Origin of the sequence: Methylosinus sp. LW4, assembly GCF_000379125.1 — a bacterium.
Lineage (GTDB): Bacteria > Pseudomonadota > Alphaproteobacteria > Rhizobiales > Beijerinckiaceae > Methylosinus.
In genome coordinates, this window is sequence record NZ_KB900626.1 from 184,451 (window position 1) to 208,385 (window position 23,935).

Consider the following 23,935-nt stretch of genomic DNA (forward strand, 5'->3'; position numbering starts at 1 on the left):
GAGAAGCGATTGCGCCAGCGGAGAGAAATCATGTCGAGACGGGCGAATTCGGCGATCGTCAGATTTGCGGCGGCTGCGGGCCTGTCCTGCGTCGCGCTCGCGGTCTCGGGCTGCGATTCGACCGAATCTTCCGCGCCGGCCGCGGCTGTCGTCGTCGCGCCGGAGCCTCCGGCGCCGGGCGTCATCGGCGCCGCCATCGGCCGTGAGCTCAACGCCGCCGATCGCGTGACCGCCGTGGCGGCGCAGCAGGAGGCGGTCGCCTCCGGCCAACGCAAGAGCTGGCGCGGAACACATGGCGCTTATGGCTTTATCGAGCCGGCGCCCGAGGCGGCCCTGGGCGGCTGCCGGGATTATACGCATAAGATTTTCATCGACGGCCGGCCGCAGCAGGCCAAGGGCCAAGCCTGCAAGAAGCCGGACGGCGCTTGGCGCGTGACGAGCTGAGCGCTCAGGAATAGAAGGACGGCGTCGGATAGGCGTCGTTCAGCACGAAATCGCCGATCTCTTTCAGCTTGTGGTCGATGGGATCGTGCAGAGCATGCGTGCGGGCGTTGCGCCAGAAGCGATCGAGCCGCAAGCGCGCATGAGTGGCGCGCGCCCCCATGATCTCGAAAATGCGGGAGCCGGTGTCGAGCGCGGCGCGCACGCTCACGGTTTTGGCCGTGGCGATCTCTATCGCTATGGCGCCGCGCTGCTGCGGCGTGATGGCGTCGCCCATTTCCCAGCCGTTCTGAAAAGCGCGCGCGGCGCGATCGAGCAAGGCCTCGGCGGCGGCGGCCTGCGTCCATAATTCGCCGGTCGTGTGGAGAATGAACGGATCGGCCCCGATGCGCCCGGCGCCCTCGCTCGGCAGTCCGCGCACATAGGCCTTGGCCTCGTCCAGCGCGCCGCGCGCGAGGCCGGCAAAAATTGCGCTGAGCAGAAGCTGCACGAGACAGGGCCGCAGCGCCGCGAAAGGCGAGCCCATTGGGCCGGGCGAGACCAGCAGCTCGTCCTCGCGCACTTCCACGCGATCGAAGGAGACCGCGCCGCTGTCGGTCTGGCGCTGGCCCATATTGTCCCAATCATCGTGAATGCGAACGCCTTCGCGCTTCGTCGGAATGGCGGCGATCTTCAGCCTGTCCTGCTCGTCGAGGGCGGAGACGATCAGCATGTCGGAATCGCTCGCGCCGGAGCAGAAGGTCTTGACGCCGTCGAGCCGCAAAACTCCGTCGTCGCGGGTGAGGCGCAGGCGCGGGTCCTTGGGATTGACGGCGTTGCCCCAGAAGCAGCGCTCGCGCAGCGTCTTCTCCATCAGCGCGCGGGCCTGCTCTGGCGTCCCTAAGATTTGCGGCGTGACCACCATCAGATGGTGAAAGGCGAAGAGATGGGCGAGCGCGCTGTCGACCGCCGCCATTCGCCGCACGGCCTGGGCGATCTCGATCCAATCGGCGCCCGCGCCGCCGAGCGCGCGCGGAATGGCGAGGCCGAGCAGGCCGCTCGCGCGAATGAGATCGCGCTCGTGTTTCGCCGTGCCGCCTTCCGCGTCTCGCCGCGCCGCTGTGGCGGCGAGCTCGGCGAGCAGCGGCTCGAGCGCAGGATCGCTTGGAAAGCTCGCTTCGAGCGCGGACATGAGGAACAGCCTCCTCGGGGGATAGATAGCGGCGGCGCCTGGTGCGGACGGCGGGGATCGAACCCGCATGGGCATGGCCCGAGGGATTTTAAGTCCCTTGCGTCTACCGGTTCCGCCACGTCCGCGATTCGCGCAGTGATAGCGCAGCGCGCAGGCCGCGGCAAACGGAGACCTCAACCTCGAGTTAACCATGAGGACGATAAGCCTTTGCGGTTCGCCCGGAACCCGCCACGCGCGGCCGGGCCGCGAAGCGCCGGAGAGTCGATTGCTCAGCTCGACCGATCAAGCTTTCCGCCGCGACATCGCGCGGCCGTCCCGAATCGCTCTCGGCGCCATCGCGCCGCTCGCCGCCTGCGCGGCGATCTTCCTGCTGCTGCGGCCCTATTACGGGCTCGAGCATGATGCGGTGATCTATATGGGCCGTGGCCTCGCCGATCTCGATCCGCAGGGCGTCGGCCGCGACATCATGTTCCGCTACGACGGCCAATCGAAATTCAGCGTCTTCTCGCGGCTGGTCGATCTGCTCGTTCCCGCTCTCGGCCTCGCCACGGCGGCCAAGGCGCTCGCTTTGACGGGCTGCGCGTTCTGGTTCGCGGCGCTGGCGGCGCTCGCCTCGCGCCTCGCGCGAGGGGCGGCTCTCTTCGCGCTGCTGCTGCTCGCGGCCGCATTCGACAGCTCCTATGGCGGGTTCGGCGTCTTTCATTTCGCCGAGCCTTTCGCGACGCCGCGGCCTTTCGCAGAGGCTTTCGTTCTCGGCGCTCTCGCGGCGCTGCTCGCCGAGCGGCGATGGATCGCGATCGGCTTTCTGCTGGCGGCGGCGGCCTTTCACCCGATCATCGCCGCGCCGGGCTTCCTTGTCGCGCTGCTCTTTGAAGGAATGAGAGATCGGCGCATTCTCATCGCCGCGCTCGTCGCCGGGGCGGGGGCGCTGGTCGCGGCGCTCGCCGGGGCGCCGCTGCTCGAGCGGCTGACGGCGCGCATCGATCCGCAATGGGCGGCGATCATCTCCCTCCGCAGCGATTATATTTTCCTCTCCGACTGGCCGGCGGGCACATGGATCGCAATGCTGCGGCAGGCGAGCACGCTGCTGCTCGCCGCGAGCCTTTCGCCGCCTCCCGCGCGGCGTCTGCTTTTCTGCGTGATCGGCGCGGTCGGGCTCGGGCTTTCGGCGAGCTTTCTGCTCGGCGATGTGCTGATGCGCGAGCTGGCGGCGCAGGCGCAGGCTTGGCGCGCGCTCTGGCTCGCCGCCGCTTTCGCGCCGCTGGCGCTCGGCCTCGCCGCGCCGGCGCTGTGGCGGGACGGCTTACAGGGCCGCATCGCGCTCACGCTTCTCGTGACGAGCTGGATTTTGCGCGCGGCGCCGGAGAGCGCCTTTCTCGCGCTCGTCGCCGCGCTCGCCTGGTGGGGCCGCGCGCGCTGGCGCCATATTCCGTTCGCCTCGCTGGAGCGCGCGCTTTTCGCGCTCTGCGGCCTCTGCGCGGTCATCGTTTTCGCCGCGGCGCTGTGGTTCGCGCGGGAATATATCCGCGTCGCGCCGAGCGAGGATTCGGTCCTGCCCTCCGTGCTGCGCGCCGGCGAGCCGGCCTTCGTCCCGCTGCTGTTGCTGGCGCTCGCCATGCTGATCGGCTCATGGCGGGTGCGGCCGCTCATCGCCGCAGCCGTTGCGGTTCTCGCCGCGCCGCTGGCGGCCTATTGCTGGATAAACGAGCCATTCCCGCTGCGCTCGGCCGACCTCCATCCGTCGGAGCTGGAGACGATGGTCGCGCCGCATGAGGGCGAGATTCTCTGGGTCAACGACAAGCTCGCGCCCTGGGCATGGCTCGGCCGCGCCAATTGGGCGTCGCGCGTGCAGGGGGCGGGCGTCGTCTTCTCGCGTCCGCTGGCGCTGGAATGGCGCGAGCGCATGGGATTTCTGCGCGATCTCGGCTGGGTGGCCGACAGCGCGCTGAAGCCGCGCACGGATGACGTCATTGATTTTCCGCCCTTCACGCGGGCCTCGCTCGAGCGCCTCTGCGTCCGCTCGGACGCCCCGGCCTATGTCGTCGGCGCGGTCGAATCGCCGGGCGCGCTCGCCGAGGGTCTGGAAGCGCGCTTCTGGCGCGGCCCGCCGCGCTTCTCGCTGCATCTTGCCGGCGGGGCGCCGCATTGGACCCCGATCGAGCATTACGCCATCTTCGATTGCGCGGCCTATCGGCGATAGGCGCCCGTCAGGACGATCCGCGCGCGATCGGCGCCTGGAAGCTGAGGCCTGTGTCCCAGGGGAAAAAAATCCAAGTGTCCTGCGAGACCTCGGTGACGAAAGTGTCGACCAGCGGCCGGCCCTGCGGCTTGGCGTAGACGGTGGCGAAATGCGCCTTGGGCAGCAGGGCGCGCACCACTTTCGCCGTCGCGCCCGTGTCGACGAGATCGTCGACGATCAGCACCTCCTCGCTCGGCAGGGTGAGAATCGTCTCGGAGAGCGGCTTCAGCACGCGGACCTCGCCGCGCTGGGTCTCCTCCTGATAGCTGGCGACGCCGATCGTATCGATGACCCGAATGCCGAGCTCGCGCGCGACGACGCCGGCCGGCACCAGCCCGCCGCGCGTCACCGCGACAATGGCGGAGAAGCCGCCCACCGCCGAAAGCCGCCAAGCGAGCGCGCGCGCGTCGCGGTGGAACGCGTCCCAGGAAACCGGAAAGGCCTTGTCTTCCATTGTCGTGATCTCCCCCTCGCCTCAGAGCGGCGTTCCATTGGCGGTGAGCTCGACGATCAGCTTGCGCACCTTCTGCGTCGCCGCCTCCAGCTCGGCGCCGTCGCGGCTCCGCAGCACGATCTGATTGCGCACGCCGGCGCTGGAGAAGGAGGGATAGGAGCCGACCGTCACCGTCTCATGCTCCTTGGCGATGCGCTCGAGATCGGCCGCGTAGCGTCCCTCTGGAATATTATGAGCGTCGACGGTCGCGACCTGCACCTTCACGCCTTTGACGATGCGTCCCGCCGCGGCGTCCAGCATGGCCTGCATGATGATCGGCACGCCGGCCATGACGATGACATTGCCGATCATGAAGCCCGGCGCCTTGGAAATCGCGTTTTCGATAAGGTCGGCGCCCTGCGGAATGCGAGCCATGCGCCGGCGGGCGGGATTGAGGTCCTGCAGGGCGATGCGCTCCAGCAGCATGGCGATGGCGCGCTCATCCTCGCCGATCGGCACGCCGAAAGCCTTGGCCACGGCGTCGGCCGTGATGTCGTCATGGGTGGGTCCGATGCCGCCCGTGGTGAAGACATAGCCATAGCGGGAGCGAAGCGCGTTCAGCGCGGCGACGATCTCCTCCTCCACATCCGGCACGACGCGCACCTCGCGCAGGTCCACCCCCAATTCGCCGAGATATTTGGCGATATAATTGGTGTTGAGGTCCTGCGTGCGGCCGGAGAGGATTTCGTCTCCGATCACGAGCACGGCGGCCGTAACGATCTCTTCGCGTTCCATCGGGCCGCTCCTCGAGGTCAGTCTCGCCCGAACTCTATGCCACCGCCGCGGCCGAGGCCAGCCTCGGGGCCGCCCCGCTGCGTCGATGCGTATCTTGCTTTGCGCCGTCAATTTCTTAATTTATAAGCTGAAGCCGGCGAGGACCAACAGAGAGCGCAGCATGACATTCGTCGAGTCCCATCTCGCGGGCTCGGGCCGCAAGAGCGGCCAGATCAAGCTTCACGGCCCCGAGGATTTCGAGGGCATGCGTCTCGCCGGCCGGGTGACGGCCGAGGCGCTGGACATGCTCGTCCCGCATGTGAAGCCCGGCGTCACCACTAAGGAGCTGGACGATCTCGTCTTCGACTTCGCCATAGCCAATGGCGCCTATCCGGCTCCGCTCGACTATCGCGGCTATCGCAAATCCATCTGCACCTCGATCAACCATGTGGTCTGCCACGGCATTCCAGACGACAAGCCTCTGCGCGACGGCGATATCGTCAATGTCGACGTGACCTTCATCATCGACGGCTGGCATGGCGACGCCAGCCGCATGTTCGCCGTGGGCGAGGTTCCGCGCCGCGCCCAGCGCCTCATCGACGTGACCTATGAGAGCCTGATGCGCGGCATAGCGGCGGTGAAGCCGGGCGCCACCACCGGCGACATTGGCGCGGCGATCCAGCGTTTCGCCGAGGCCGAGCGCTGCTCCGTGGTGCGCGATTTCTGCGGCCATGGGCTCGGCCGCCTGTTCCACGACGAGCCGAATATTCTGCATTACGGCGTCGCCGGGCAGGGCGTGGAGCTTCGGCCCGGAATGTTCTTCACCATCGAGCCGATGATCAATCTCGGCCGGCCGCAGGTGAAGATCCTCGGCGACGGCTGGACCGCCGTCACCCGCGACCGCTCGCTCTCGGCCCAGTTCGAGCATTCGCTCGGCGTGACCGAGACGGGGGTGGAAATTTTCACCGCCTCGCCCGCCGGGCTCGACAATCCCAATGGAGCCTCGCCGGACGCGGCCAGCGCCGAATGAGCGAGACGCGCGTCCCTCGGCGCCGACCGGCCGGCGACAAGCCCGCCGACGGTCTGCGCGAGGAGGCGCCGCATTTTCATGGCCATAGGCAGAGGCTGCGCGACCGTTTCCTGGAGGCGGGCGAGGCCGCGCTCGCCGATTACGAGCTTTTGGAGCTGGTGCTCTACCGCGCTATTCCGCGGCGCGACGTCAAGCCTCTGGCCAAGGCGCTGATCGCGCGATTCGGTTCATTTTCCGAGGTGGCGGCGGCGCGGCCGGAGCGGCTGCGCGAGATCGACGGGCTCGGCGAGGCGGCGATCTGCGAGCTGAAGCTGATGGAGGCGACGGCAAGGCGCCTCGCGCGCAGCAATCTGCAGAAGCGGACCGTGCTCGGCTCCTTCATCGATGTGATCGACTATTGCCGCACGGCCATGGCCTATGCCGAGCGCGAGGAGTTCCGCATTCTCTTCCTCGACAAGCGCAACGCCTTGATCGCCGATGAGGTTCAGGGCGTCGGCACGGTGGATCACACGCCCGTCTATCCGCGCGAGGTGGTGCGGCGGGCGTTGGAGCTGGGCTCTTCCGCGCTGATATTGGCGCATAATCACCCCTCCGGCGATCCGACTCCCTCCACCGCCGACATTCGCATGACGCTGGACATTATCGCCATAGCGCAGCCTTTCGGCATCGCTGTGCACGACCATCTGATCGTCGGGCGGAATGGGCATTCGAGCTTGAAAGGGCTGAAATTCATTTGAGGCGCCGCCTCAAAACTCGATGCCGGGCTGGGCCTTCACCCCGGCCTGGAAGTGATGCTTGACCATTGTCATCTCGGTGACGAGATCGGCCGCCGCGATCAGCTCCGGCTTGGCGTTGCGGCCGGTAACGACGATGTGGAGGTCGACGCGCCGCGCCGTCAGCGCCGTGATCACCTCGTCGAGCGGCAGATGCTCGTAACGGAGCGCGATCGACAATTCGTCGAGCACGAGCAGCCGAATCGGCTTCGAGGCCATCAGCTCCTTCGCCTTCTCCCAGGCGCGCCGCGCCGCCGCCTCGTCGCGGGCGCGGTCCTGCGTCTCCCAGGTGAAGCCTTCGCCGAGCGTGTGCCAGACGAGCAGCCCGTCTTCGCCGCCGAGCCTCTCGAGAATGCGCCGCTCGCCCGTGTCCCAGGCGCCCTTGCCGAATTGCACGACGCCCACCGCGAGCCCATGCCCCATCGCCCGCAGAGCGAGGCCGAAGGCCGCGGTCGATTTGCCCTTGCCGGGGCCGGTATGGACCATCAGCAGGCCTTTTTCGGCGATGCTCTTGCCGGCGACCTCGGCGTCCTGCACGGCTTTGCGCTTCTCCATCTTCTCGCGATGGCGGCGGGCGGCGTCTTCTTCGAGCGGCTTGCTGGCGTCGGTCATGATTTTAATAAAGCGCAGGGCTGGGGCGTCTGTCGAGACTGCCGTCAGCAATGATGTTCTCGGCCTTGCGTACGACGTCCTCACGAAAATATCGGCTGAGATCCCCGGCCGTGCGCAGGTCGATGGTCCGTCCGCCGAGCAGTTCGGACAGTTCCGTCTCGATGCGGGCCATTCCGAGCAGCCCCGGCTCGCGATCCGGCTCGAACTCGACCAGGAGATCGATATCGCTGTCCGGCCGAGCAGAGCCCGACAGCTCAGAGCCGAACAAGGAGAGCCTGCGGATGTGATGCCGACGGCAGACGGCGGCCAACGCGTCCGGGTCGGGGAAGACCAGGGCAGACATTCGTCAACTCCTCGTAGCCGCGCCGTTTGACGGCGCCCGAGCGCCAGATTATGACTGGTTGCGACGGTCCTCCGCAAGGAGGCGAAGAGGGAATGCGGTATGGGGCTCGCCCCTGATCCGCGGCTGCCCCCGCAACTGTGAGCGGCGAGCGCGCGCCCGTGATGCCACTGGGTCAAAAGCCCGGGAAGGCGGCGCGCGCAGCGACCCGTGAGCCAGGAGACCTGCCGTCGCCCGAAACCATTGAGGCCGCCGGTGGGGCGGCGAGGAGCAGAACATGACCACGAAGACCCTTTCCGCCACCGCGATCGTCTCCGCCAGCCGCCTCGAGATCCTGCGCGCCGCGCTGGTCGTGTTTACGCTCGGCGCCGGCCTCGTCTATCTCGCCGGCTTCTCCTATGCGAGCGTCGCGCATAACGCCGCGCATGATTCGCGCCATTCGCTCGGCTTCCCCTGCCATTGACGCAGCGGTGATCCAGCGACTCCTCGCGGTCGGCCTTTTGGCCGGCCTTCTCGCGGGGCTAGCGGTCGCGGCCCTGCAGAATGTCACCACGACTCCGCTGATCCTCGCCGCCGAGGTCTATGAGACCGCGGCCGAGCAGGCCCATGCCGGAGTCGAGGCGCATCAGCACGCGCACGCCGTCGAGCCCGCTTGGGAGCCCGCGCCGGGCCTCCAGCGCACCGCCGCGACCAGCCTCGCCACCAGCGTCACCTCCATCGGCTACGCTTTCGTGCTGCTGGCTCTGATGCTGCTCTCCGGCGAGACGATCGAGCCCAAGCGCGCCGCGCTATGGGGCGTCTGCGCTTTCGCCTCCACGGGCCTCGCCACCAGCCTCGGCCTCGCGCCGGAGCTGCCGGGCAGCGCCGCGGGCGATCTCGCCGCGCGCCAGCTCTGGTGGATCGGTACAGCCGCCGCGACCGGCGCCGGCCTTTTTGCGCTGCTGCGCGTCGAGCGCCCGCTCGTAAAGGCGCTCGGCGTCGTGCTGATTCTCGCGCCGCATCTCGTCGGAGCGCCGCAGCCGCCTGCGCCAGAGAGCACTGCGCCGGCCGAGCTGGCCGCGCGTTTCGCCGCCGCTTCGCTCGCCATTCACGCGATCACCTGGATTCTGGTCGGCGCGGCGGTCGGCTTCGTCTGGCGCCGTCTGCCGACAAAGACCGGCGCGGAGACCGCGGCATGAGCGCTCTCGCCAAAATCCCCGCCACCATCGTCACCGGCTTTCTCGGCGCCGGCAAGACGACGCTGATTCGCCATATCCTCGAGACGGCGCGCGGCCGCCGCCTCGCGCTCATCATCAACGAGTTCGGCGATGTCGGCGTGGACGGCGACATTCTTCGCGCTTGCGGCGTGGAGAATTGCCCCGAGGAAAACATCGTCGAGCTGGCCAATGGGTGCCTCTGCTGCACCGTGGCCGATGATTTCGCGCCGGCGATCGAGGCGCTGCTCGCGCATCCGAACCGGCCCGAGCACATCATCATCGAGACTTCCGGCCTCGCTCTGCCCAAGCCTCTGGTGAAAGCCTTCGAATGGCCGACGATCCGCCCGCATCTCACCGTCGATGGCGTCATCGCCGTGGTGGACGGCCCGGCGGTGGCGGCGGGCCGCTTCGCCGATGATCTCGACGCCATCGCCAAAGAGCGCGCCGAAACCCTCGCGATCGACCACGACAATCCGCTGGAAGAAGTGTTCGAGGATCAGCTGCTCTGCGCCGATCTCATCGTGCTCAACAAGACCGATCTGCTGAGCGCGGAAGACGAAGCGCAAGTCACAGAGCAAATCCGCGCCACGGCGCCCCGTGCGATAAAGTTGCTGCGCGCCAGCGAGGGCAGGCTCGATCCCGCCATACTGCTCGGCCTCGGCGCGGCGGCGGAGGACGATCTCGTCAATCGCCCCTCTCACCATGATACGGAAGAGGGCCACGATCACGATGATTTCGAGAGCTTCGTCGTCGAGATCGCCGCCGCGCGCGATCCTGCCGAGCTGATCGAGCGCCTGGCCCGCGTCGCCGAGGCGCATGACGTTCTGCGCATGAAAGGCTTCGTCGAAATCGCCGGCAAGCCGATGCGCCTCTTGGTGCAGGGCGTCGGCGCGCGTTTCCGTCATCAGTTCGACCGCCCCTGGCGCGCCGATGAAACGCGCGCGAGCCGCCTCGTCGTCATCGGCGAGAAGGGTCTCGATCGCGCGGGCGTGACGGCCATGCTGACGAGCTGAGGACGCGCCATGCATCTGCTCGCGCGCGATCTCCATGGCCTCGACGATAATGAGGCGGCGGTCGACCTCGGGCAGACGCCGGCGCAAATCGTCTTCCTCTCCTTCTCCGACGCCGAGCTTTGCCTCCTCGCCGAGCTGCATGAGCAGAACGCCGCGCTTCCCTCCTTGCGCTGCGCCTCGCTCGCCCGGCTGAAGCACCCCTATTCGGTCGATCTCTACGTCGACAAGGTCGCGCGTCATGCGCGGCTCGTGGTCGTGCGCCTGCTCGGCGGCAAGGATTACTGGGCCTATGGCGTCGACGAGCTCGCGACCGCGGCGCGCATGCGCGGCTTCGCGCTGGCGATCGTTCCGGGCGACATGCATGGCGATGAAAGGCTGGAGCGAGCCTCCACGCTTTCTTCCGACGCGCTCGCGCGCATCTGGTCCTTCTTCCGCGACGGCGGACCGGACAATCTGCGTTCCCTCCTCGGCTACGCCGCGACTCTCGCCGGAACGCCCACGCCTTGGCGCGAGAGCGCGCCCGCGCCGCTCGCCGGCCGCTGCGAGCAAGCCTGCCGAAACAACCACGCTCCCCCTCATGCTGAGGAGGTCGCGCAGCGACCGTCTCGAAGCGCGAGGGGGAACTCCAGAGGACCGCGCGTAACGGCTCCATCGTCCTTCGAGACGCCCGCTGCGCGGGCTCCTGAGGATGAGGGAGCCTTCGGCCAATCGAGCGGCGCACAGGTGGCATCGGCGCCGCGCGCGCTCGTCACCTTCTATCGCTCCGCCTGGCTCGCCGGCGATTTCGCGCCGATCGTCGCGCTCGCCGATGCGTTGCATGCGCGCGGCTTCTGCGTCGAAGCCTATTTCGTCGCCAGCCTCAAGGACGCCGCTTGCGAGACGCTGCTCGCGCAGACGATCGCAGATTTCCGTCCCGATGTGATTCTCAACGCCACCGCCTTCTCCGCGCGCACGGACGGCGGCTCCATTCTCGATCGCGCCGACGCGCCGGTTCTGCAAATCGCGCTCGCCACTTCGACGCGCGAAGCCTGGGAGAGCTCCAAGCGCGGCGCCAATGGCGCCGATCTCGCGATGAATGTCGTGCTGCCGGAAGTCGACGGCCGCATCTTCGCCGGCGCCGTCTCCTTCAAGGCGCAAACGCGCGAATGCGCGATGAGCGAATTCGCAGAAATCCGCCATTCGCCCGAGCCGTCGCGCATAGATCATGTCGCGGCGCTCGCGCAAAATTGGGCGCGCTTGCGCCGGCTCGGACATAGCGAGAAGCGTCTCGCGCTCGTGCTCTCCGATTATCCGGCGCGACGCGGGCGCGGTGGCTATGCGATCGGCCTCGACACGCCGAAAAGCGTGCTCGCAATATGCGATCTGCTGCGTGACGCGGGTTACGACATCGGGTCGCTCGATCATGAGACCGCAGCGCCCGATCGCGTCATGCGCGCGCTCGAGGACGCCGCGCATTGCGCGGAGCTGCCGCTCGCCGAATATCAGCGCCTTTTCGCCGATCTGCCGGCCGAATTCACCGGACAAGTTCTCGCCGCCTGGGGCGCGCCGCAAGACGATCCGGCGCTCGCGAGCGGCGCCTTTCGCTTCTCCTGCATAGAGACCGGCAAGCTCGTCGTCGCATTGCAGCCGGATCGCGGAAGCAGAGCCGAACGTCGCGAGACCTATCACGACGCCGAGCTCGCGCCGCGCCACGCTTATATCGCTTTCTATCTGTGGCTGCGCCACAGCCGAAGCGTAGACGCACTGATTCATCTCGGCACGCATGGCACGCTGGAATGGCTGCCCGGCAAATCGGCGATGCTCGGCCCGTCTTGCGCGCCGCAGGTTTTGATCGGCGCCACGCCGCTCGTCTATCCCTTCATCGTCAATGATCCGGGCGAGGCCGCGCAAGCCAAGCGCCGCGCCGGCGCGGTGACGATTGGCCATATGACTCCGCCGCTCGTCGAAGCGGGACTCGCCGCCGAGGCGGAAGAGATAGAGAGCCTGCTCGACGAATATGCGAGCGCCGCGACGCTCGATCCGCGCCGCGCCAAGCTGGTGGCGGAAACGATTCTCGATGTCGCCGAACGCAGCGGCCTCGCGCAGGAATGCGAGGTCACGCGCGAGACCGATCGCGCCGAGGCGCTGGCGCGGCTCGACGCCTGGCTCTGCGATGTGAAGGAAATGCGCATCGGCGATGGGCTGCACATATTCGGCGATGGCCCTTGTGGCGCAGCCGAGGCGAGCGGCTTGCTGCGCGCACTCGCGGGCCGTTTTGTCGAGCCCGGCCCGGCCGGCGCGCCCTCGCGCGGACGCGCCGACGTTGTGCCGACAGGTCGCAATCTCTTCTGCATCGATCCGCGCCATGTTCCGACGCGCATCGCGCATGATATCGGCGCCCGCGCGGCGCGCGAGGTGATGATGCGTCATGCGCAAGAGCATGGCGAATGGCCGCGCAATATCGTGCTCGATCTTTGGGGCAGCGCCACCATCCGCACCGGCGGCGAGGATTTTGCGCAAGCGCTGGCGCTGATGGGCGTCGCGCCGCTCTGGGACAACGCCAGCGCGCGCGTCTGTGGCTTCGAGATATTGCCGCTCGCGCGTCGCGATTTTCCACGCGTCGACGTCACGCTGCATATATCGGGGCTGTTTCGCGACATGTTCCCCGGCCTCATCGCGCTCTTCCACGATGCTGTCGCAGCCGTCGCTGCGCTCGATGAGGAGGACGCATCCAATCCACTCGCGGCCGCTCGCCGCGCCGGCCGCGCGCTCGAGCGCGTCTTCGGCGCCGCGCAGGGAAGCTATGGCCTCGGCCTGTCGGAGGCCATTGCTCGCGGCGACACGCGCGATGCATTGGGCCAGGCCTTTCTCGCAGCGGGCGGCCATGCGGTTTCGCGCAATGGCGAGAGCGCGCCGGCGCGTGAGGCTTTCGGCGAGCGCGTCGGCGCCGCCGATGCTCTGCTGCATGTGCAGGATATGGCGGAGACGGATGTGCTCACCGGCGCCGCCTTCGCGGAATTCGAAGGCGGATTTTCCGCCGCCAACGCCGCGCTCGGCGGCGCCGCGCAGATCACGCATATCGACGCGACGCGCCCCGCCGTAGTGAAGCTGCGCTCGCTCGAGCAAGAGATCGCACGCGTCATTCGCGGCCGCGTCGCCAATCCGCGCTGGCTCGCGGGGCAGATGCGCCATGGCCATCGCGGCGCGGCGGAAATCGCCGAGACGCTCGACAATCTCTTCGCTTTCGCCGCGACGACGCCGCATGTGCGCGACGCGCAATGGGATCTCGTCTTCGATTCGACGCTCGGCGCGCCGAATGTTCGCGATTTTCTGCTCGCCGCCAATCCGCGCGCGGCGGCAGCTATTCGCGATATGTTTCAGCGCGCCATAGCGCGCGGCTTCTGGCGCACGCGGCGCAACAGCGTCGCTGCCGCGCTCGAGGGGCTCGCGCTATGATCGCCGCGCCGAAAATCCAAGGCTGGTGCCCCGGCGCGCTGCGGCCGATGCAGAGCGGCGACGGCCTTCTCTTGCGTGCGAAGACGACGCATCCGCGCCTTTCGGCGCGGCAGGCGCGCGAGATCGCCTCGATCGCGCAGGATTGTGGCAATGGCCTCGTCGATCTCTCGCAGCGTGCGCAATTGCAATTGCGCGGCGTGAACGAAGCGAAGCTCGAGCAGGCGCAGAGTCGCCTCGCTGCGCTGGGCCTGCTCGCCGAAGATGCGGCGACGGAGAGCCTGCTCAATTTCCTCGTCTCGCCTTTCGTCGATGCGCAGGCGAGCGCTCTCGTCGCGCGTCTCGCGCAATCGCTCGTCGATGACGCGCCTCTTCGCGACTTGCCCGGAAAATTCGGCTTTCTCGTCGATGATGGCGGCGCGCTCGGCCTCTCCGCTTCGACAATGGATATTCGCCTCGAGGCGCATGGCGAAAATATCGCCGTCATCGCCGATGGCGCGCGCGCGCATGCTTTTCTCGCAACGCCGGAAACGGCGAGCGATGTGGCCTTAGCGCTCGCGCGCGCTTTTCTCGTCATGCGGAAAGGCCGTGAATTCGAATTGCGCCGCATGCGGAATGTCGTCGCCGCCTTCGGCCTCTCGGCGCTGGCGGAAGCGGCGGCTCACACGCCGACGCCGTACGCATCGCTCTGTCGCGCCGCTTCCGCCATAGAGATTTTCGGAGCGCGGCTGCCACGCGACGACGACGAAAACGGAGTGAGGTTTTTCGCCGGCGTAGGCGCGTCCTCTGGGCGATTACGCGCGGATGATCTTCACGCGCTCGCGGCGCTGGCCGAAGTCCATGGCTTGAACGAATTGCGCCTCACGCCCTGGCGGGCTCTGCTGCTGCCTTGCGCCGATCTCGACGCCGCGCAAAAAATCGTCGAGGTCGCGGCCGGGCGCGGACTCGTCGTTGCGGCGGACGATCCGCGCCTCTCCGTCATCGCCTGTCCCGGCGCGCCGGAATGTCCGCAGGCGCATGCGCCGACGCGCGATCTCGCCGAAACTCTTGCCCCTCTCGCGGCGCGGCTTGCGTCGGAGGGCGCGAGGCTGCACATATCGGGCTGCGCCAAGGGCTGCGCCTCTCCCGCTGCGGCGAAGGTCGCGCTGGTGGCGACGCCGCGAGGATTCGATCTCATCGACAATGGATGCGCGAGCGATGCGCCGACGTTGCGAGACCTCGGCGTCAATGAGATAGAAGACGCAATGAGAGCGCGCATCGCGCTCGCTACGAGCAAGGAGCCGCCATGTCTGGCGAAATCGGGTCCGGCGCATTGACCTATATACGCGACGGCGCTGCGATCTATGACCGCTCCTTCGCCATCATTCGCGCAGAGGCGCGGCTCGAGCGTTTCTCGCGTGAGGAGGAGCGCGTCGCCGTGCGCATCATCCATGCCTGCGGAATGGTGGAGATCGCCGACGATATCGTCTTCTCGCCCGGCTTCGCGGAAGCGGCGAGCGCGGCGCTGCGCAATGGCGCGCCCATTTTCTGCGACGCCAATATGGTCGCTCATGGCGTCACCCGCGCGCGCCTGCCTGCGAATAATGAGGTGATCTGCACGCTCGCCGATCCGCGCACGCGCGCGCTCGCCGAGGAAATGAAGACGACGCGCAGCGCTGCGGCGATGGAGCTGTGGCGTGACAAGCTCGGCGGCGCCGTCGTCGCCATCGGCAATGCGCCGACCTCGCTGTTCCGACTGCTGGAGATGCTCGACGAAGGCGTAGCCCCGCCCGCTGCGATCGTCGCAATGCCGGTCGGCTTCGTCGGCGCGGCGGAATCCAAAGAGGCGGCGCTCGTCGACGGACGCATTCCGACGGCGATCGTGCGCGGACGCAAGGGCGGCAGCGCCATGGCCGCCGCGGCGATCAATGCGCTGGCGAGCGAGAAAGAATGAATATCGTCGATCCGAATCTGCGCGCCGACGATGGCGCGCGCGTCACGTTGGGCGCGCTGCTCGGGGTCGGCCTCGGCCCCGGCGATCCCGAGCTGATGACGCTGAAAGCCGCGCGTCTGGTGAGCGAGGCAAAAATCGTCGCCTATTTTTCGAAACGCGGAAAGCCGAGCCATGCGCGCGCCATCGCCGCGCGCTTCATCGCGAAGGATTGCGAGGAGATCGCGCTCGCCTATCCGCTGACGACAGAGATTCCTTTCGATCACCCCGACTATGTGGCGGCGCTCGCCGCTTTCTATGAGGAGAGCGCCGAGCGTCTCGCCTTGCATCTTTCGCTCGGCCGCGACGTCGCGCTTCTCTGCGAGGGCGATCCGATGCTCTACGGCTCCTTCATGCATTTGCAGACGCGCTTGTCGTCGCGATTTCGCGTGGAGGTTTGCGCGGGCGTCTCCGGCATGTCGGGCTGCTTCGCCTCGGCGCGCCAGCCGATGACATGGGGCGACGATGTGCTGACCGTCATTCCCGCGACTCTGCCGCGCGAAATTCTCGCGCAGCGCCTCGCCGCGACCGACGCCGCCGTGGTGATGAAGCTCGGCGGCAATCTCGGCAAGCTGCGCCGCGCCCTCGAGGACGCCGAGCTCATCGAGCGCGCCATTTATGTCGAGCGCGGCACGATGGCGGAGGAGAAGATCATGCGCCTAGCCGAAAAGCGCGACGATGACGCGCCTTATTTCGCGCTGGTGCTCGTGCCCGGCGCCGGACGGCGGCCGTGACGGCGGCGAAGCGCAGCGGCAGGCTCTTCGTCATCGGCCTCGGTCCGGGCGATGCGCGCTTTCTCACAGCGGAAGCGCAGCGGGCTTTGAGCGCCGCGCATTATGTCATCGGCTATGCGCCCTATGTCGCGCGCGTTCCCGTCACGCCCGGTCAGACGCGCCTTGCGAGCGACAATCGCGTCGAGATCGCGCGCGCGGAAGAAGCGCTGCGTCTCGCCGCGAGCGGAAGCGACGTGGCTGTGGTGTCGGGCGGCGATCCGGGCATTTTCGCAATGGCGGCCGCCGTGCTGGAGGCGATCGACAATGGCGAGCCGGCGTGGCGCGATCTCGACGTAGAAATTCTTCCCGGAATCTCCGCCATGCAGGCGGCGGCGGCGCGGCTCGGCGCGCCACTCGGGCATGATTTCTGCGTGATCTCGCTCTCCGACAATCTCAAGCCGTGGGAGGTGATCGCCAATCGTCTCGAGCTGGCGGCGCGCGCCGATTTCGTCATGGCTTTCTACAATCCCGCCTCGCGCGCGCGGCCGCAGCGCATTCACGATACATTCGCGCTGCTGCGCCGCGTCTTGCCGGCAGATCGCATCGTGGTCTTCGCGAAATCGGTCGGCCGCGCGGAGGAGAATATCGCGATCGCCACGTTGGGCGACGCCGATCCGAGCGTTGTCGACATGTCGACCTTGGTGCTCATCGGCGCGAGCGGCACCAAGCTCGTCTCTCGCGAGAATGCGCCGCCCTTCGTCTATACGTCGCGGAAGGCGATATGAGCGCGGCGCGCTGGCTTTCGCTCATCGGCATAGGCGAGGATGGCCTCGCGGCGTTGACGCCGGCCGCGCGCGCGCTCATCGCCGACGCTTCGCTCATCATCGGCGGCGCGCGGCATCTCGAGCTGATCGGCCCGCAGAAAGCGGAGACGCTCCTCTGGCCTTCGCCGCTCTCCGCGGCGATGGAGACGATCCTCGCGCATCGCGGCGCGCCGACAGTGGTGTTGGCGAGCGGCGATCCTTTCTTCTTCGGCGTCGGCGATATGATCGCGCGCAATGTGGCGGCGGAGGAAGTGCTCTGCCTTCCCGCGCCGTCCTCCTTTTCTCTCGCCGCCGCGCGGCTCAAATGGAGCCAGCAGGATTGCGCATTGCTGTCGCTGCATGGCCGCGCCTTCGAGCGCGTGACGCCGCATCTGCAGCCTTCGCGCCGACTTCTCATTCTGTCATGGGACGAGACGACGCCCGCGCGCCTCGCGGCGCATCTGACCGCGCTCGGCATGGGCGAGTCGCGCATTCATGTGCTCGAGCATATGGGCGGCGCCAAGGAGCGCATTCGCAGCGCGCGCGCGGAGGCGTTTTCGCTCACCGACATTGCGCCGCTCAACACGATCGGCGTCGAAGTGATCGTGGGGCCTGGCGCGCGCATTCTGCCGCTGACGCCGGGCCTGCCGGATGATTGGTTCGAGCATGACGGGCAGATCACCAAGCGCGACATTCGCGCCGTGACTCTCGCCGCGCTCGCGCCGCGCCGCGGCGAATGCTTGTGGGACATAGGCGCGGGTTCCGGCTCCATCGCCATCGAATGGATGCTCGCCGATCCCGCCAATCGCGCCATTGCGATCGAGCAGAATGCGACGCGCGCGGCGCGCATCGCGCGTAACGCCGCTTCGCTCGGCGTTCCCGATCTCGCGATCATCGAAGGCGCGGCGCCGCAAGCGCTCGCGGGATTGGCGCCGCCGGATGCGATTTTCATCGGCGGCGGCGGCGAAGCAAAGATCATAGAGGCGGCGTGGAATGCGCTGCCCCTGCGCGGACGCATCGTCGTCAATGCGGTGACGATAGAGACGCAGGCGCTGCTGATCGACGCTTTTGCGCGCAGGGGCGGCGAGCTGGTGAGCATTGCGATCGCGAAAGCGCGCCCGATCGGCTCCTATCACGCGCTGGAGCCGGCGTTGCCCGCGCTGCAATGGCGCGCGGTGAAGAGTTGAGCGCGCGCTACGCCATCGGCATAGGCGCACGCAGCGGCGTGGACGCGCGCGAGGCGGTCGCGCTGATCGAGAAAGCTCGCGAAGCCTATGCGCGCGATCCTTCTCCCACGAGTGGGAGAAGGAATCGAACGGCGAGATTGCGCTTTTCACCATCGAGTCGAAGCGCGGCGAGAAAGGACTTCATGACGCGGCGCGATTGCTGAATCTGCCGCTGGTCTTTCTTCCGCTCGATACGCTGCTCGCGCGCAAGGATGAGCTTTTCACCCGCTCGCCGCGCGTGGAGGCGCTCACCGGCGTCGGCAGCGTGGCGGAGGCGGCGGCGCTGGTCGGGGCAGGGGCGGGGAGCCGTCTGCTCGGGCCGCGCCTCGCCAGCGCCGGCCTCACCTGCGCGATCGCGCGAAATGCGCTAGAGGAAGCGCCATGACCATATATTTCATCGGCGCCGGTCCGGGTGCCGCCGATCTGCTGACTCTGCGCGGCCGCGACATTCTCGCGCGTTGCCCGGTCTGCCTCTATGCCGGCTCGCTGGTCGCGCCGGAAATCCTGGCCCATTGCCCGCCGGACGCGCGCATCGTCGACACGGCGCCGCTGTCGCTCGACGCGATCATCGCGGAGATGCAGAAGGCGACGGCGGCCGGGCAAGATGTCGCGCGGCTGCATTCGGGCGATCTCTCCATTTGGAGCGCCGTGGGCGAGCAGACGCGGCGGCTCGACGCGCTCGGGATCGCTTACACGATCACGCCGGGCGTGCCGGCCTTCGCCGCCGCCAGCGCCGCGCTGAGGCGCGAGCTGACCTTGCCGGAAGTGGCGCAATCGGTGGTGCTGACGCGCACTTCGGGCCGGGCTTCCGCCATGCCGGAGACGGAGACTTTGGCCGCCTTCGCCGCCGCGCGGGCGACGATGGCCATTCATCTCTCGATCCATGCGCTGCAGCGCGTCGTCGCCGAGCTGACGCCCTTTTATGGCGCGGACTGCCCCATAGCGCTGGTCTATCGCGCTTCCTGGCCCGACGAGCGCATTGTGAGAGGCACGCTCGCGACCATTGAAGCGCTGGCGGGCGAAGCGCCGATGGAACGCACGGCGCTCATACTCGTCGGCGAGGCGCTGGCGGCGGAGGATTTCCGCGAGAGCGCGCTCTATGACGCGGGATATGATCGTCGCTTTCGGCCGACGGGAGCCGGACGCTGACCGCGCCGGGAATTCTCATCGCCGCCGTCCGCTCCGGCGCGGGCAAAACCACTGTGACTCTGGGTCTGATGCGCGCGCTGGCGCGGCGCGGCCTGCGGGTCTCGGGCGTCAAATGCGGGCCGGATTATATCGACCCCGCCTTTCACGCCGTCGCGACCGGACGCGCGAGCTTCAATCTCGACTCCTGGACGATGGAGGCCGAGCTGCTCGCGCAGCTGGCGCTGCGCGCCGGTGAGGACGCCGATCTCGTCGTCGCGGAAGGAGCGATGGGGCTTTTCGACGGCGCGCCCGGCGCGCTGGCGCAGACGGGCGCCTCGGCGGACATAGCCGCTCATATCGGCTGGCCCGTGCTGCTGGTGATGGATGTCTCGGGGCAGGCGCAGAGCGCAGCGGCCATAGCGCGCGGCGTCGCGCTGCATGACGCGCGGGTGAGGCTCGCCGGCGTGCTGCTCAATCGCACCGGCTCGGAGCGCCATCGCAAGCTCGCGCAGGAGGCGATCGAGGCGGTCGGCATAAAAGTGCTCGGAGCGCTGCCGCGCGATTCCGGCGTCGCGCTGCCGGAGCGTCATTTGGGTCTGGTGCAGGCCGGCGAGACGCGAGGGCTGGAGGCTCTGCTCGATCGGCTGGCCGAGCGCATGGAGGCCCATGTCGATCTCGACGCCTTGCTCGCCGCCGCGGGAGGCGGCCTCGTCGATCTCGCGCCCGGTCCTCTCCATGTCCCGCATGCGCCGGGCGGCCGCATCGCCGTCGCGCAGGACGAGGCTTTCTCTTTCTTCTACCCGCATCTCGCCCGCGCCTGGCGCGAAGCGGGCGCGGAGATCGTTTTCTTCTCGCCGCTCGCAGATGAAGTCCCGCCGGAGGATTGCGACGCCTGCTGGCTTCCCGGCGGCTATCCAGAGCTTCATGCGAGCCGGCTCGCGGCGGCGCAGAATTTTCTCGGCGGCCTTCGCCGCTTCGCCGCGACGCGCGCGGTCCATGGCGAGTGCGGCGGCTATATGACGCTCGGTCGGACGCTGACCGACGCGGCCGGCGCGGCGCATGAGATGGCCGGCCTGCTCGATCTGGCGACGAGTTTTGCGCAGCGCAAACTTCATTTGGGCTATAGGCGCGCAAGGCTTCTCGCCGATGGCGCGCTGGGCGCCGCGGGCGACGAGCTCGCTGGGCATGAATTCCACTATGCGACCATCGTGAGCGAGAAGGGCGAGCCCTTTGCGATGGTTACAGACGCCTATTCGCAGGAGCAGCGGCCGGCGGGGCTGCGGGCGGGGCGGGTGACGGGAAGCTTCTTCCACGCAATGACGAAAAAAAAGGGCCGCCGGTAACGCCAGCGGCCCAAGTCAAGGGAGGAAACGCCCAAGGAGGGCTACGGAGCGAGAGAAGTTCTCGCTGCGTCGCACTGTTGTATTGCTGCGGCGCACAAGTGTCAAGCGCCTTTTTGGAAGCCCGCCACAATGTCGCGGCGCGACAGAGCCTTTGGCGACAGTTCCGGCGCGGGGCCGCAGCGCACAGCAGCGCTCGCGGCGCCTTTTTCCGACCAATGCAGGCAAAATTGCGACGATCCGCCCTTCGGCGGATCGTCGACATGAAAAAACTGTGAGCTGCTGTTATTTCAGGGGCGAGCGGAGACGGGCAGAGCGTCCCGCAGCGCCGGAACGCCGCTGGAGGCGGCGGCGATCTTGGCGCGGCGCTCGCCTTCGAGCGAGGCCTGCGGCTTCTTGGCCGGATCGGCGCGATGCGACGGCCCCTGAGCCGCGGCGGCTTGGCCCACGGTCTTGGCCATGGCAGGCTTGTTGGCCACGGCGGGCTTGTCGGTCGTTGCGGACTTGGCAGCGCCAGGCTTGAGCGTCGTCGGCTTGGCGGCGGTCTTGGCGACCTCCTGCTTCTCGGCCTTGGCGCTTTCCATCTTGGCGGGCTCGGCTTTGGCGGGCTCCGATTTGGCGACGGCGGGCTCGCTAGCCGCCGGCTCCCTGCGGAAGCCGAGCAATCCGCCGATCGAATCCGTCGCGCCGGCGAGGCCGCCGAGCCTGACCGGCTCGGCCGGGGCGGCGGCTTCCGTCGCTTTCGGCACAGCGGCCTGCTCCACAGCCGCGACCGCGACCTTGATCTCGCTCTCTTTCTTGGCCTTGGCGGCGAGCTTGGCCGCGCTCATGGCCACGACCGGCGAGCGCGATTTGCCGATCTTCTCGTCGAGGGCGATCTCGATCGGCGCCACCAGCGTCTCCGGCCGGCTCACCTCGGCGATGCGCGCGTAGAAATCCGGGTGCTGGCCGCCGTCCTGATAGACGAGGCGCACCGGGCGCACGCCGCTCGCCGCCAGCTCGGCCACCTTGGCGTCGTCCGCAGCGGCTTTCTGCGCGACCTGCGCCTCTATCTCCGCATTGCGGCGCAGCGGCGGGCAGGCGGCGCTGGCGTCGAGCGGCTGGCCATTGGCGGAGGTCGCGTCGAAGACATAACGGCGATTGCAGACGCCGACGCTCGGCTCCTTGCCGGCGACCTCGAAATGGTCGGAGCCTTCCTTCAGCTGCTTCCAAAAGCCGATATTGGGGTCGAGCCTGTGCTTGGCCAGATTCTCCGCCGTCATCTTGAACGGATAGGACTGCATCTGGATCGAGCGCTGGCCATTGTTGAAGGAGGTGCGCAGGATCGCATAGATCTCGGCGATCTGCCGATCGGTCATGGAGAAGCAGCCGGCCGAGGAGCAGGCGCCATGGACCATGATGGAGCCGCCGCTATGGCCATAGGCGCGGTCATAAGCGTTGGGATAGCCGACGTTGAAGGAGAGATAATAGGCCGAGTTCGGATTCATCTGGCCAGGGGTGATGGAATAGAACCCCTCCGGCGCCTGCCGGTCGCCCTCGCGAACCTTCGGCCCGAGCTGGCCGGACCAGCGGCACATGGGGAAGGTCTTGAGATAGGCGTAGCGCCCGTCCGGCCGCTGCTTCCAGATTTGGAACTCGGCCTCTTTCTTATAGGAGCGGATGAGCGTCGGCGATTCCTTGGTGACGCCGGCCTGCTCCATCAGCGCCAAGGTCTCGGGCGGAATGGGCGTCAGCGCGCGCTGCGAGCCGGAGCCGAGATCATTGCAGGCGGAGAGCGCGAGCGACGCGCCGACGAGACTCCAGGGGGCGAGCCGCCCGATGTTTCGGAAGAGATTCATTCTCGCCCCGCTTCCCGAGGTCCGCGCCCAAAGGCGCGAATCACGCCTCGGAGACCCTACCATGACAATAGACGTCGAATTACCAACGTCCTTCTAACGCAAGAGGAAGAATAAGGCCAGAGCGTGGCTGTCCACGCCGGCAAGAGGGCGGCGATCGTCTGTGAGGTTAACGATTGGTTGACGCCGGGAGACCAGAGCAGCGCCCGGATTCGAGCCCGGCGAATGCTGGACGCTGCCGATTCTCGTCTGCTCAGACCTTGCGGCCGACCGAGAGAAAGCGTTCGGCGCGCGCCTCGACGATTTGCGCGCGGGAGAGATTGGCGAGGCCGGCCAGCGCATCGTCTATGCCCTCGCCCACGGCGGCGACGGCGGTCTCGGGATCGCGATGGGCGCCGCCCGGCGGCTCGGCGACGATGACGTCGATAATGCCGAACTTCAGCAGATCTTGCGCCGTGATCTTCATGCTGGTGGCGGCGTCCTGCGCCTTGGAGGAATCGCGCCACAGGATGGAGGCGGAGGCCTCCGGCGAGGCGACCGTATAGACGGAATGCTCCAGCATCAGCACCTTGTTGCAGCTGGCGATGGCGATGGCGCCGCCGGAGCCGCCTTCCCCCACCACCACGGCGACATTGGGCACGCCCAGCGACAGCGACACGTCGATGGAGCGGGCGATCGCCTCCGCCTGTCCGCGCTGCTCCGCGTCTATGCCGGGAAAAGCGCCGAAAGTGTCCACCAGCGAGATGACCGGCAGGCCGAATCGGTCGGCCAGCTCCATGAGACGGGCCGCCTTGCGATAGCCCTCCGGCCGCGCCATGCCGAAATTATGCTGGAGCCGGCTCTCCGTGTCGGAGCCCTTCTCCTGGCCGATGAGGCAGACCGGCTCGCCGCGAAAACGCGCGAAGCCGCCGACGATGGCGGAGTCCTCGCCGAACAGGCGGTCGCCGGCCAGCGGGGTGAACTCGCTGAACAAAAGCCGCACGTAATCGGAGAAATGCGGACGCTGCGCATGGCGCGCGACCTGGATTTTCTGCGTCGGCGTGAGGCTGGCGTAGAGATCGGCCAGCGCCTTGTGCGCCTTGGCCTCCAGCTTGGCGAGCTCGTCGGCGATGGACACGCCGTCGCCTTTGGACAGCGCGCGCAGCTCTTCCACCTTGGTCTCCAATTCGGCGACGGGCTTTTCGAAGTCGAGATAGGAGCGCATGAGGCGAACGACACGGGATTGCGGCTGGAAAGCCTAGCGAAGCGGCGCGGAAACTGGCCGTAACGGCGCGGGAAGTCAAGAACGCGCCGCTTATCCTTGCCCGCCGAAGGCGAAAACGCCGAATTTTTTCCTCGCCGCCCGAAAGCCGGCGATATCTTCTCCGCCGGGGACGGAGAGCGGCGGTCGCCGCCTCGCGCCGGCGCAGCTCGAGCAAAATCCTTTCACGGCGCGGGCGCGCGGCGCGGCGCGACGATTTGCCCTTT

The 23,935-nt window shown here is 67.7% G+C and carries 23 protein-coding genes, 1 tRNA gene and 1 riboswitch; of the genes, 16 read left to right on the forward strand and 8 right to left on the reverse strand.

All coding sequences use genetic code 11. The features are described 5' to 3' along the window. Positions 1 to 30 precede the first annotated feature (30 nt). Positions 31 to 444 carry a hypothetical protein gene (locus METLW4_RS0100910; protein ID WP_018264315.1) on the forward strand — a complete coding sequence of 138 codons (414 nt, stop codon included), beginning with the start codon at positions 31 to 33 and terminating at the stop codon, positions 442 to 444. Between the two features lie 4 nt (positions 445 to 448). Here the strand turns inward: METLW4_RS0100910 and METLW4_RS0100915 are convergent, their stop codons facing one another. After that, entirely contained in the window at positions 449 to 1,612 is a 1,164-nt protein-coding gene (locus tag METLW4_RS0100915; RefSeq protein WP_018264316.1) for an acyl-CoA dehydrogenase family protein, read from the reverse strand. A gap of 39 nt (positions 1,613 to 1,651) precedes the next feature. Continuing rightward, positions 1,652 to 1,737, reverse strand: a tRNA-Leu gene (locus METLW4_RS0100920). Positions 1,738 to 1,877: 140 nt separating this feature from the next. Here METLW4_RS0100920 and METLW4_RS0100925 point away from each other — a divergent pair. Further along, positions 1,878 to 3,812, forward strand: coding sequence for a hypothetical protein (locus tag METLW4_RS0100925; protein WP_018264317.1), 1,935 nt, complete (start codon positions 1,878 to 1,880; stop codon positions 3,810 to 3,812). Positions 3,813 to 3,819: 7 nt separating this feature from the next. On the opposite strand, the gene gpt is transcribed toward METLW4_RS0100925, so the two are convergent. Next, complete coding sequence (gene gpt / locus METLW4_RS0100930) at positions 3,820 to 4,305, reverse strand: xanthine phosphoribosyltransferase (RefSeq protein ID WP_018264318.1); 486 nt, start codon at positions 4,303 to 4,305, stop codon at positions 3,820 to 3,822. 21 nt (positions 4,306 to 4,326) lie between these two features. After that, positions 4,327 to 5,079 (reverse strand): competence/damage-inducible protein A, encoded by a 753-nt coding sequence (locus METLW4_RS0100935; protein WP_018264319.1) that lies wholly within the window; start codon positions 5,077 to 5,079, stop codon positions 4,327 to 4,329. 160 nt (positions 5,080 to 5,239) lie between these two features. Between METLW4_RS0100935 and map the strand changes: the two genes are divergently transcribed. Then, positions 5,240 to 6,088, forward strand: a complete 849-nt coding sequence (map, locus tag METLW4_RS0100940; RefSeq protein WP_026191148.1) for a type I methionyl aminopeptidase — start codon at positions 5,240 to 5,242, stop codon at positions 6,086 to 6,088. Then, positions 6,085 to 6,825: a RadC family protein gene (gene radC / locus METLW4_RS0100945; RefSeq protein WP_018264321.1), complete on the forward strand. Its 741-nt coding sequence runs from the start codon at positions 6,085 to 6,087 to the stop codon at positions 6,823 to 6,825. Before map ends, radC begins: the two co-directional genes overlap by 4 nt. Positions 6,826 to 6,834: 9 nt before the next feature. Here the strand turns inward: radC and cobO are convergent, their stop codons facing one another. Both cobO and METLW4_RS0100955 read right to left on the reverse strand, forming a co-directional pair. Continuing rightward, on the reverse strand, positions 6,835 to 7,473 hold the full coding sequence (gene cobO / locus METLW4_RS0100950; RefSeq protein WP_018264322.1) for a cob(I)yrinic acid a,c-diamide adenosyltransferase: 639 nt from the start codon (positions 7,471 to 7,473) through the stop codon (positions 6,835 to 6,837). Between the two features lie 4 nt (positions 7,474 to 7,477). Then, positions 7,478 to 7,816 carry a nucleotidyltransferase family protein gene (locus tag METLW4_RS0100955; RefSeq protein WP_018264323.1) on the reverse strand — a complete coding sequence of 113 codons (339 nt, stop codon included), beginning with the start codon at positions 7,814 to 7,816 and terminating at the stop codon, positions 7,478 to 7,480. A gap of 47 nt (positions 7,817 to 7,863) precedes the next feature. Continuing rightward, a riboswitch (cobalamin riboswitch) is annotated at positions 7,864 to 8,059 on the forward strand. A 31-nt stretch (positions 8,060 to 8,090) separates the two neighbouring features. On the opposite strand from METLW4_RS0100955, the gene METLW4_RS0100960 reads away from it, so the two are divergent. The 12 genes from METLW4_RS0100960 (at position 8,091) to METLW4_RS0101020 (ending at position 20,636) form a co-directional block, all read left to right on the forward strand. Then, positions 8,091 to 8,276 carry a CbtB domain-containing protein gene (locus METLW4_RS0100960; RefSeq protein WP_018264324.1) on the forward strand — a complete coding sequence of 62 codons (186 nt, stop codon included), beginning with the start codon at positions 8,091 to 8,093 and terminating at the stop codon, positions 8,274 to 8,276. Positions 8,277 to 8,283: 7 nt separating this feature from the next. Next, on the forward strand, positions 8,284 to 8,991 hold the full coding sequence (locus tag METLW4_RS0100965) for a CbtA family protein (RefSeq protein ID WP_018264325.1): 708 nt from the start codon (positions 8,284 to 8,286) through the stop codon (positions 8,989 to 8,991). Then, complete coding sequence (gene cobW / locus METLW4_RS0100970) at positions 8,988 to 10,022, forward strand: cobalamin biosynthesis protein CobW (protein ID WP_018264326.1); 1,035 nt, start codon at positions 8,988 to 8,990, stop codon at positions 10,020 to 10,022. The genes METLW4_RS0100965 and cobW overlap by 4 nt, the downstream gene beginning before the upstream one ends. A gap of 9 nt (positions 10,023 to 10,031) precedes the next feature. Continuing rightward, positions 10,032 to 13,457, forward strand: a complete 3,426-nt coding sequence (cobN, locus tag METLW4_RS0100975; RefSeq protein WP_018264327.1) for a cobaltochelatase subunit CobN — start codon at positions 10,032 to 10,034, stop codon at positions 13,455 to 13,457. Then, positions 13,454 to 14,770 carry a precorrin-3B synthase gene (cobG, locus tag METLW4_RS23580; protein ID WP_018264328.1) on the forward strand — a complete coding sequence of 439 codons (1,317 nt, stop codon included), beginning with the start codon at positions 13,454 to 13,456 and terminating at the stop codon, positions 14,768 to 14,770. Before cobN ends, cobG begins: the two co-directional genes overlap by 4 nt. Then, positions 14,740 to 15,387 carry a precorrin-8X methylmutase gene (locus METLW4_RS0100985; protein ID WP_018264329.1) on the forward strand — a complete coding sequence of 216 codons (648 nt, stop codon included), beginning with the start codon at positions 14,740 to 14,742 and terminating at the stop codon, positions 15,385 to 15,387. Before cobG ends, METLW4_RS0100985 begins: the two co-directional genes overlap by 31 nt. After that, positions 15,384 to 16,157, forward strand: a complete 774-nt coding sequence (locus METLW4_RS0100990; protein ID WP_018264330.1) for a precorrin-2 C(20)-methyltransferase — start codon at positions 15,384 to 15,386, stop codon at positions 16,155 to 16,157. Before METLW4_RS0100985 ends, METLW4_RS0100990 begins: the two co-directional genes overlap by 4 nt. Beyond that, complete coding sequence (gene cobJ, locus METLW4_RS0100995) at positions 16,154 to 16,921, forward strand: precorrin-3B C(17)-methyltransferase (protein WP_018264331.1); 768 nt, start codon at positions 16,154 to 16,156, stop codon at positions 16,919 to 16,921. The genes METLW4_RS0100990 and cobJ overlap by 4 nt, the downstream gene beginning before the upstream one ends. Beyond that, the gene (gene cbiE, locus METLW4_RS0101000; RefSeq protein WP_018264332.1) at positions 16,918 to 18,126 is read left to right on the forward strand and encodes a precorrin-6y C5,15-methyltransferase (decarboxylating) subunit CbiE; all 1,209 of its coding nucleotides are present in this window, start codon (positions 16,918 to 16,920) and stop codon (positions 18,124 to 18,126) included. Before cobJ ends, cbiE begins: the two co-directional genes overlap by 4 nt. Positions 18,127 to 18,322: 196 nt before the next feature. Beyond that, entirely contained in the window at positions 18,323 to 18,550 is a 228-nt protein-coding gene (locus tag METLW4_RS23585; protein ID WP_018264334.1) for a cobalamin biosynthesis protein, read from the forward strand. After that, a complete protein-coding gene (gene cobM, locus METLW4_RS0101015; protein WP_018264335.1) occupies positions 18,547 to 19,314 on the forward strand; it encodes a precorrin-4 C(11)-methyltransferase in 768 nt (255 codons plus the stop codon). Before METLW4_RS23585 ends, cobM begins: the two co-directional genes overlap by 4 nt. Continuing rightward, positions 19,311 to 20,636 carry a cobyrinate a,c-diamide synthase gene (locus METLW4_RS0101020; protein ID WP_026191150.1) on the forward strand — a complete coding sequence of 442 codons (1,326 nt, stop codon included), beginning with the start codon at positions 19,311 to 19,313 and terminating at the stop codon, positions 20,634 to 20,636. Before cobM ends, METLW4_RS0101020 begins: the two co-directional genes overlap by 4 nt. Before the next feature lie 287 nt (positions 20,637 to 20,923). Here METLW4_RS0101020 and METLW4_RS23590 read toward each other — a convergent pair whose 3' ends face one another. Together METLW4_RS23590 and METLW4_RS0101030 are read right to left on the reverse strand one after the other, a co-directional pair. After that, positions 20,924 to 22,471 carry a L,D-transpeptidase family protein gene (locus tag METLW4_RS23590; RefSeq protein ID WP_018264337.1) on the reverse strand — a complete coding sequence of 516 codons (1,548 nt, stop codon included), beginning with the start codon at positions 22,469 to 22,471 and terminating at the stop codon, positions 20,924 to 20,926. A 250-nt stretch (positions 22,472 to 22,721) separates the two neighbouring features. Then, positions 22,722 to 23,672: an acetyl-CoA carboxylase carboxyltransferase subunit alpha gene (locus METLW4_RS0101030; protein WP_018264338.1), complete on the reverse strand. Its 951-nt coding sequence runs from the start codon at positions 23,670 to 23,672 to the stop codon at positions 22,722 to 22,724. Between the last annotated feature and the right edge of the window lie 263 nt (positions 23,673 to 23,935).

Bases quoted from the DNA above. Each gene is read 5' to 3' on its own strand.
- METLW4_RS0100935 (WP_018264319.1), bottom strand. From the start codon at position 5,079: ATGGAACGCGAAGAGATCGTTACGGCCGCCGTGCTCGTGATCGGAGAC.
- METLW4_RS0100990 (WP_018264330.1), top strand. From the start codon at position 15,384: ATGAATATCGTCGATCCGAATCTGCGCGCCGACGATGGCGCGCGCGTC.
- cobN (WP_018264327.1), top strand. From the start codon at position 10,032: ATGCATCTGCTCGCGCGCGATCTCCATGGCCTCGACGATAATGAGGCG.
- gpt (WP_018264318.1), bottom strand. From the start codon at position 4,305: ATGGAAGACAAGGCCTTTCCGGTTTCCTGGGACGCGTTCCACCGCGAC.
- METLW4_RS0100960 (WP_018264324.1), top strand. From the start codon at position 8,091: ATGACCACGAAGACCCTTTCCGCCACCGCGATCGTCTCCGCCAGCCGC.
- METLW4_RS0100910 (WP_018264315.1), top strand. From the start codon at position 31: ATGTCGAGACGGGCGAATTCGGCGATCGTCAGATTTGCGGCGGCTGCG.
- cobO (WP_018264322.1), bottom strand. From the start codon at position 7,473: ATGACCGACGCCAGCAAGCCGCTCGAAGAAGACGCCGCCCGCCGCCAT.
- cobG (WP_018264328.1), top strand. From the start codon at position 13,454: ATGATCGCCGCGCCGAAAATCCAAGGCTGGTGCCCCGGCGCGCTGCGG.
- METLW4_RS0100915 (WP_018264316.1), bottom strand. From the start codon at position 1,612: ATGTCCGCGCTCGAAGCGAGCTTTCCAAGCGATCCTGCGCTCGAGCCG.
- cbiE (WP_018264332.1), top strand. From the start codon at position 16,918: ATGAGCGCGGCGCGCTGGCTTTCGCTCATCGGCATAGGCGAGGATGGC.
- cobW (WP_018264326.1), top strand. From the start codon at position 8,988: ATGAGCGCTCTCGCCAAAATCCCCGCCACCATCGTCACCGGCTTTCTC.
- METLW4_RS0100985 (WP_018264329.1), top strand. From the start codon at position 14,740: ATGTCTGGCGAAATCGGGTCCGGCGCATTGACCTATATACGCGACGGC.
- radC (WP_018264321.1), top strand. From the start codon at position 6,085: ATGAGCGAGACGCGCGTCCCTCGGCGCCGACCGGCCGGCGACAAGCCC.
- METLW4_RS0101030 (WP_018264338.1), bottom strand. From the start codon at position 23,672: ATGCGCTCCTATCTCGACTTCGAAAAGCCCGTCGCCGAATTGGAGACC.
- map (WP_026191148.1), top strand. From the start codon at position 5,240: ATGACATTCGTCGAGTCCCATCTCGCGGGCTCGGGCCGCAAGAGCGGC.
- cobM (WP_018264335.1), top strand. From the start codon at position 18,547: ATGACCATATATTTCATCGGCGCCGGTCCGGGTGCCGCCGATCTGCTG.
- METLW4_RS23590 (WP_018264337.1), bottom strand. From the start codon at position 22,471: ATGAATCTCTTCCGAAACATCGGGCGGCTCGCCCCCTGGAGTCTCGTC.
- METLW4_RS0100955 (WP_018264323.1), bottom strand. From the start codon at position 7,816: ATGTCTGCCCTGGTCTTCCCCGACCCGGACGCGTTGGCCGCCGTCTGC.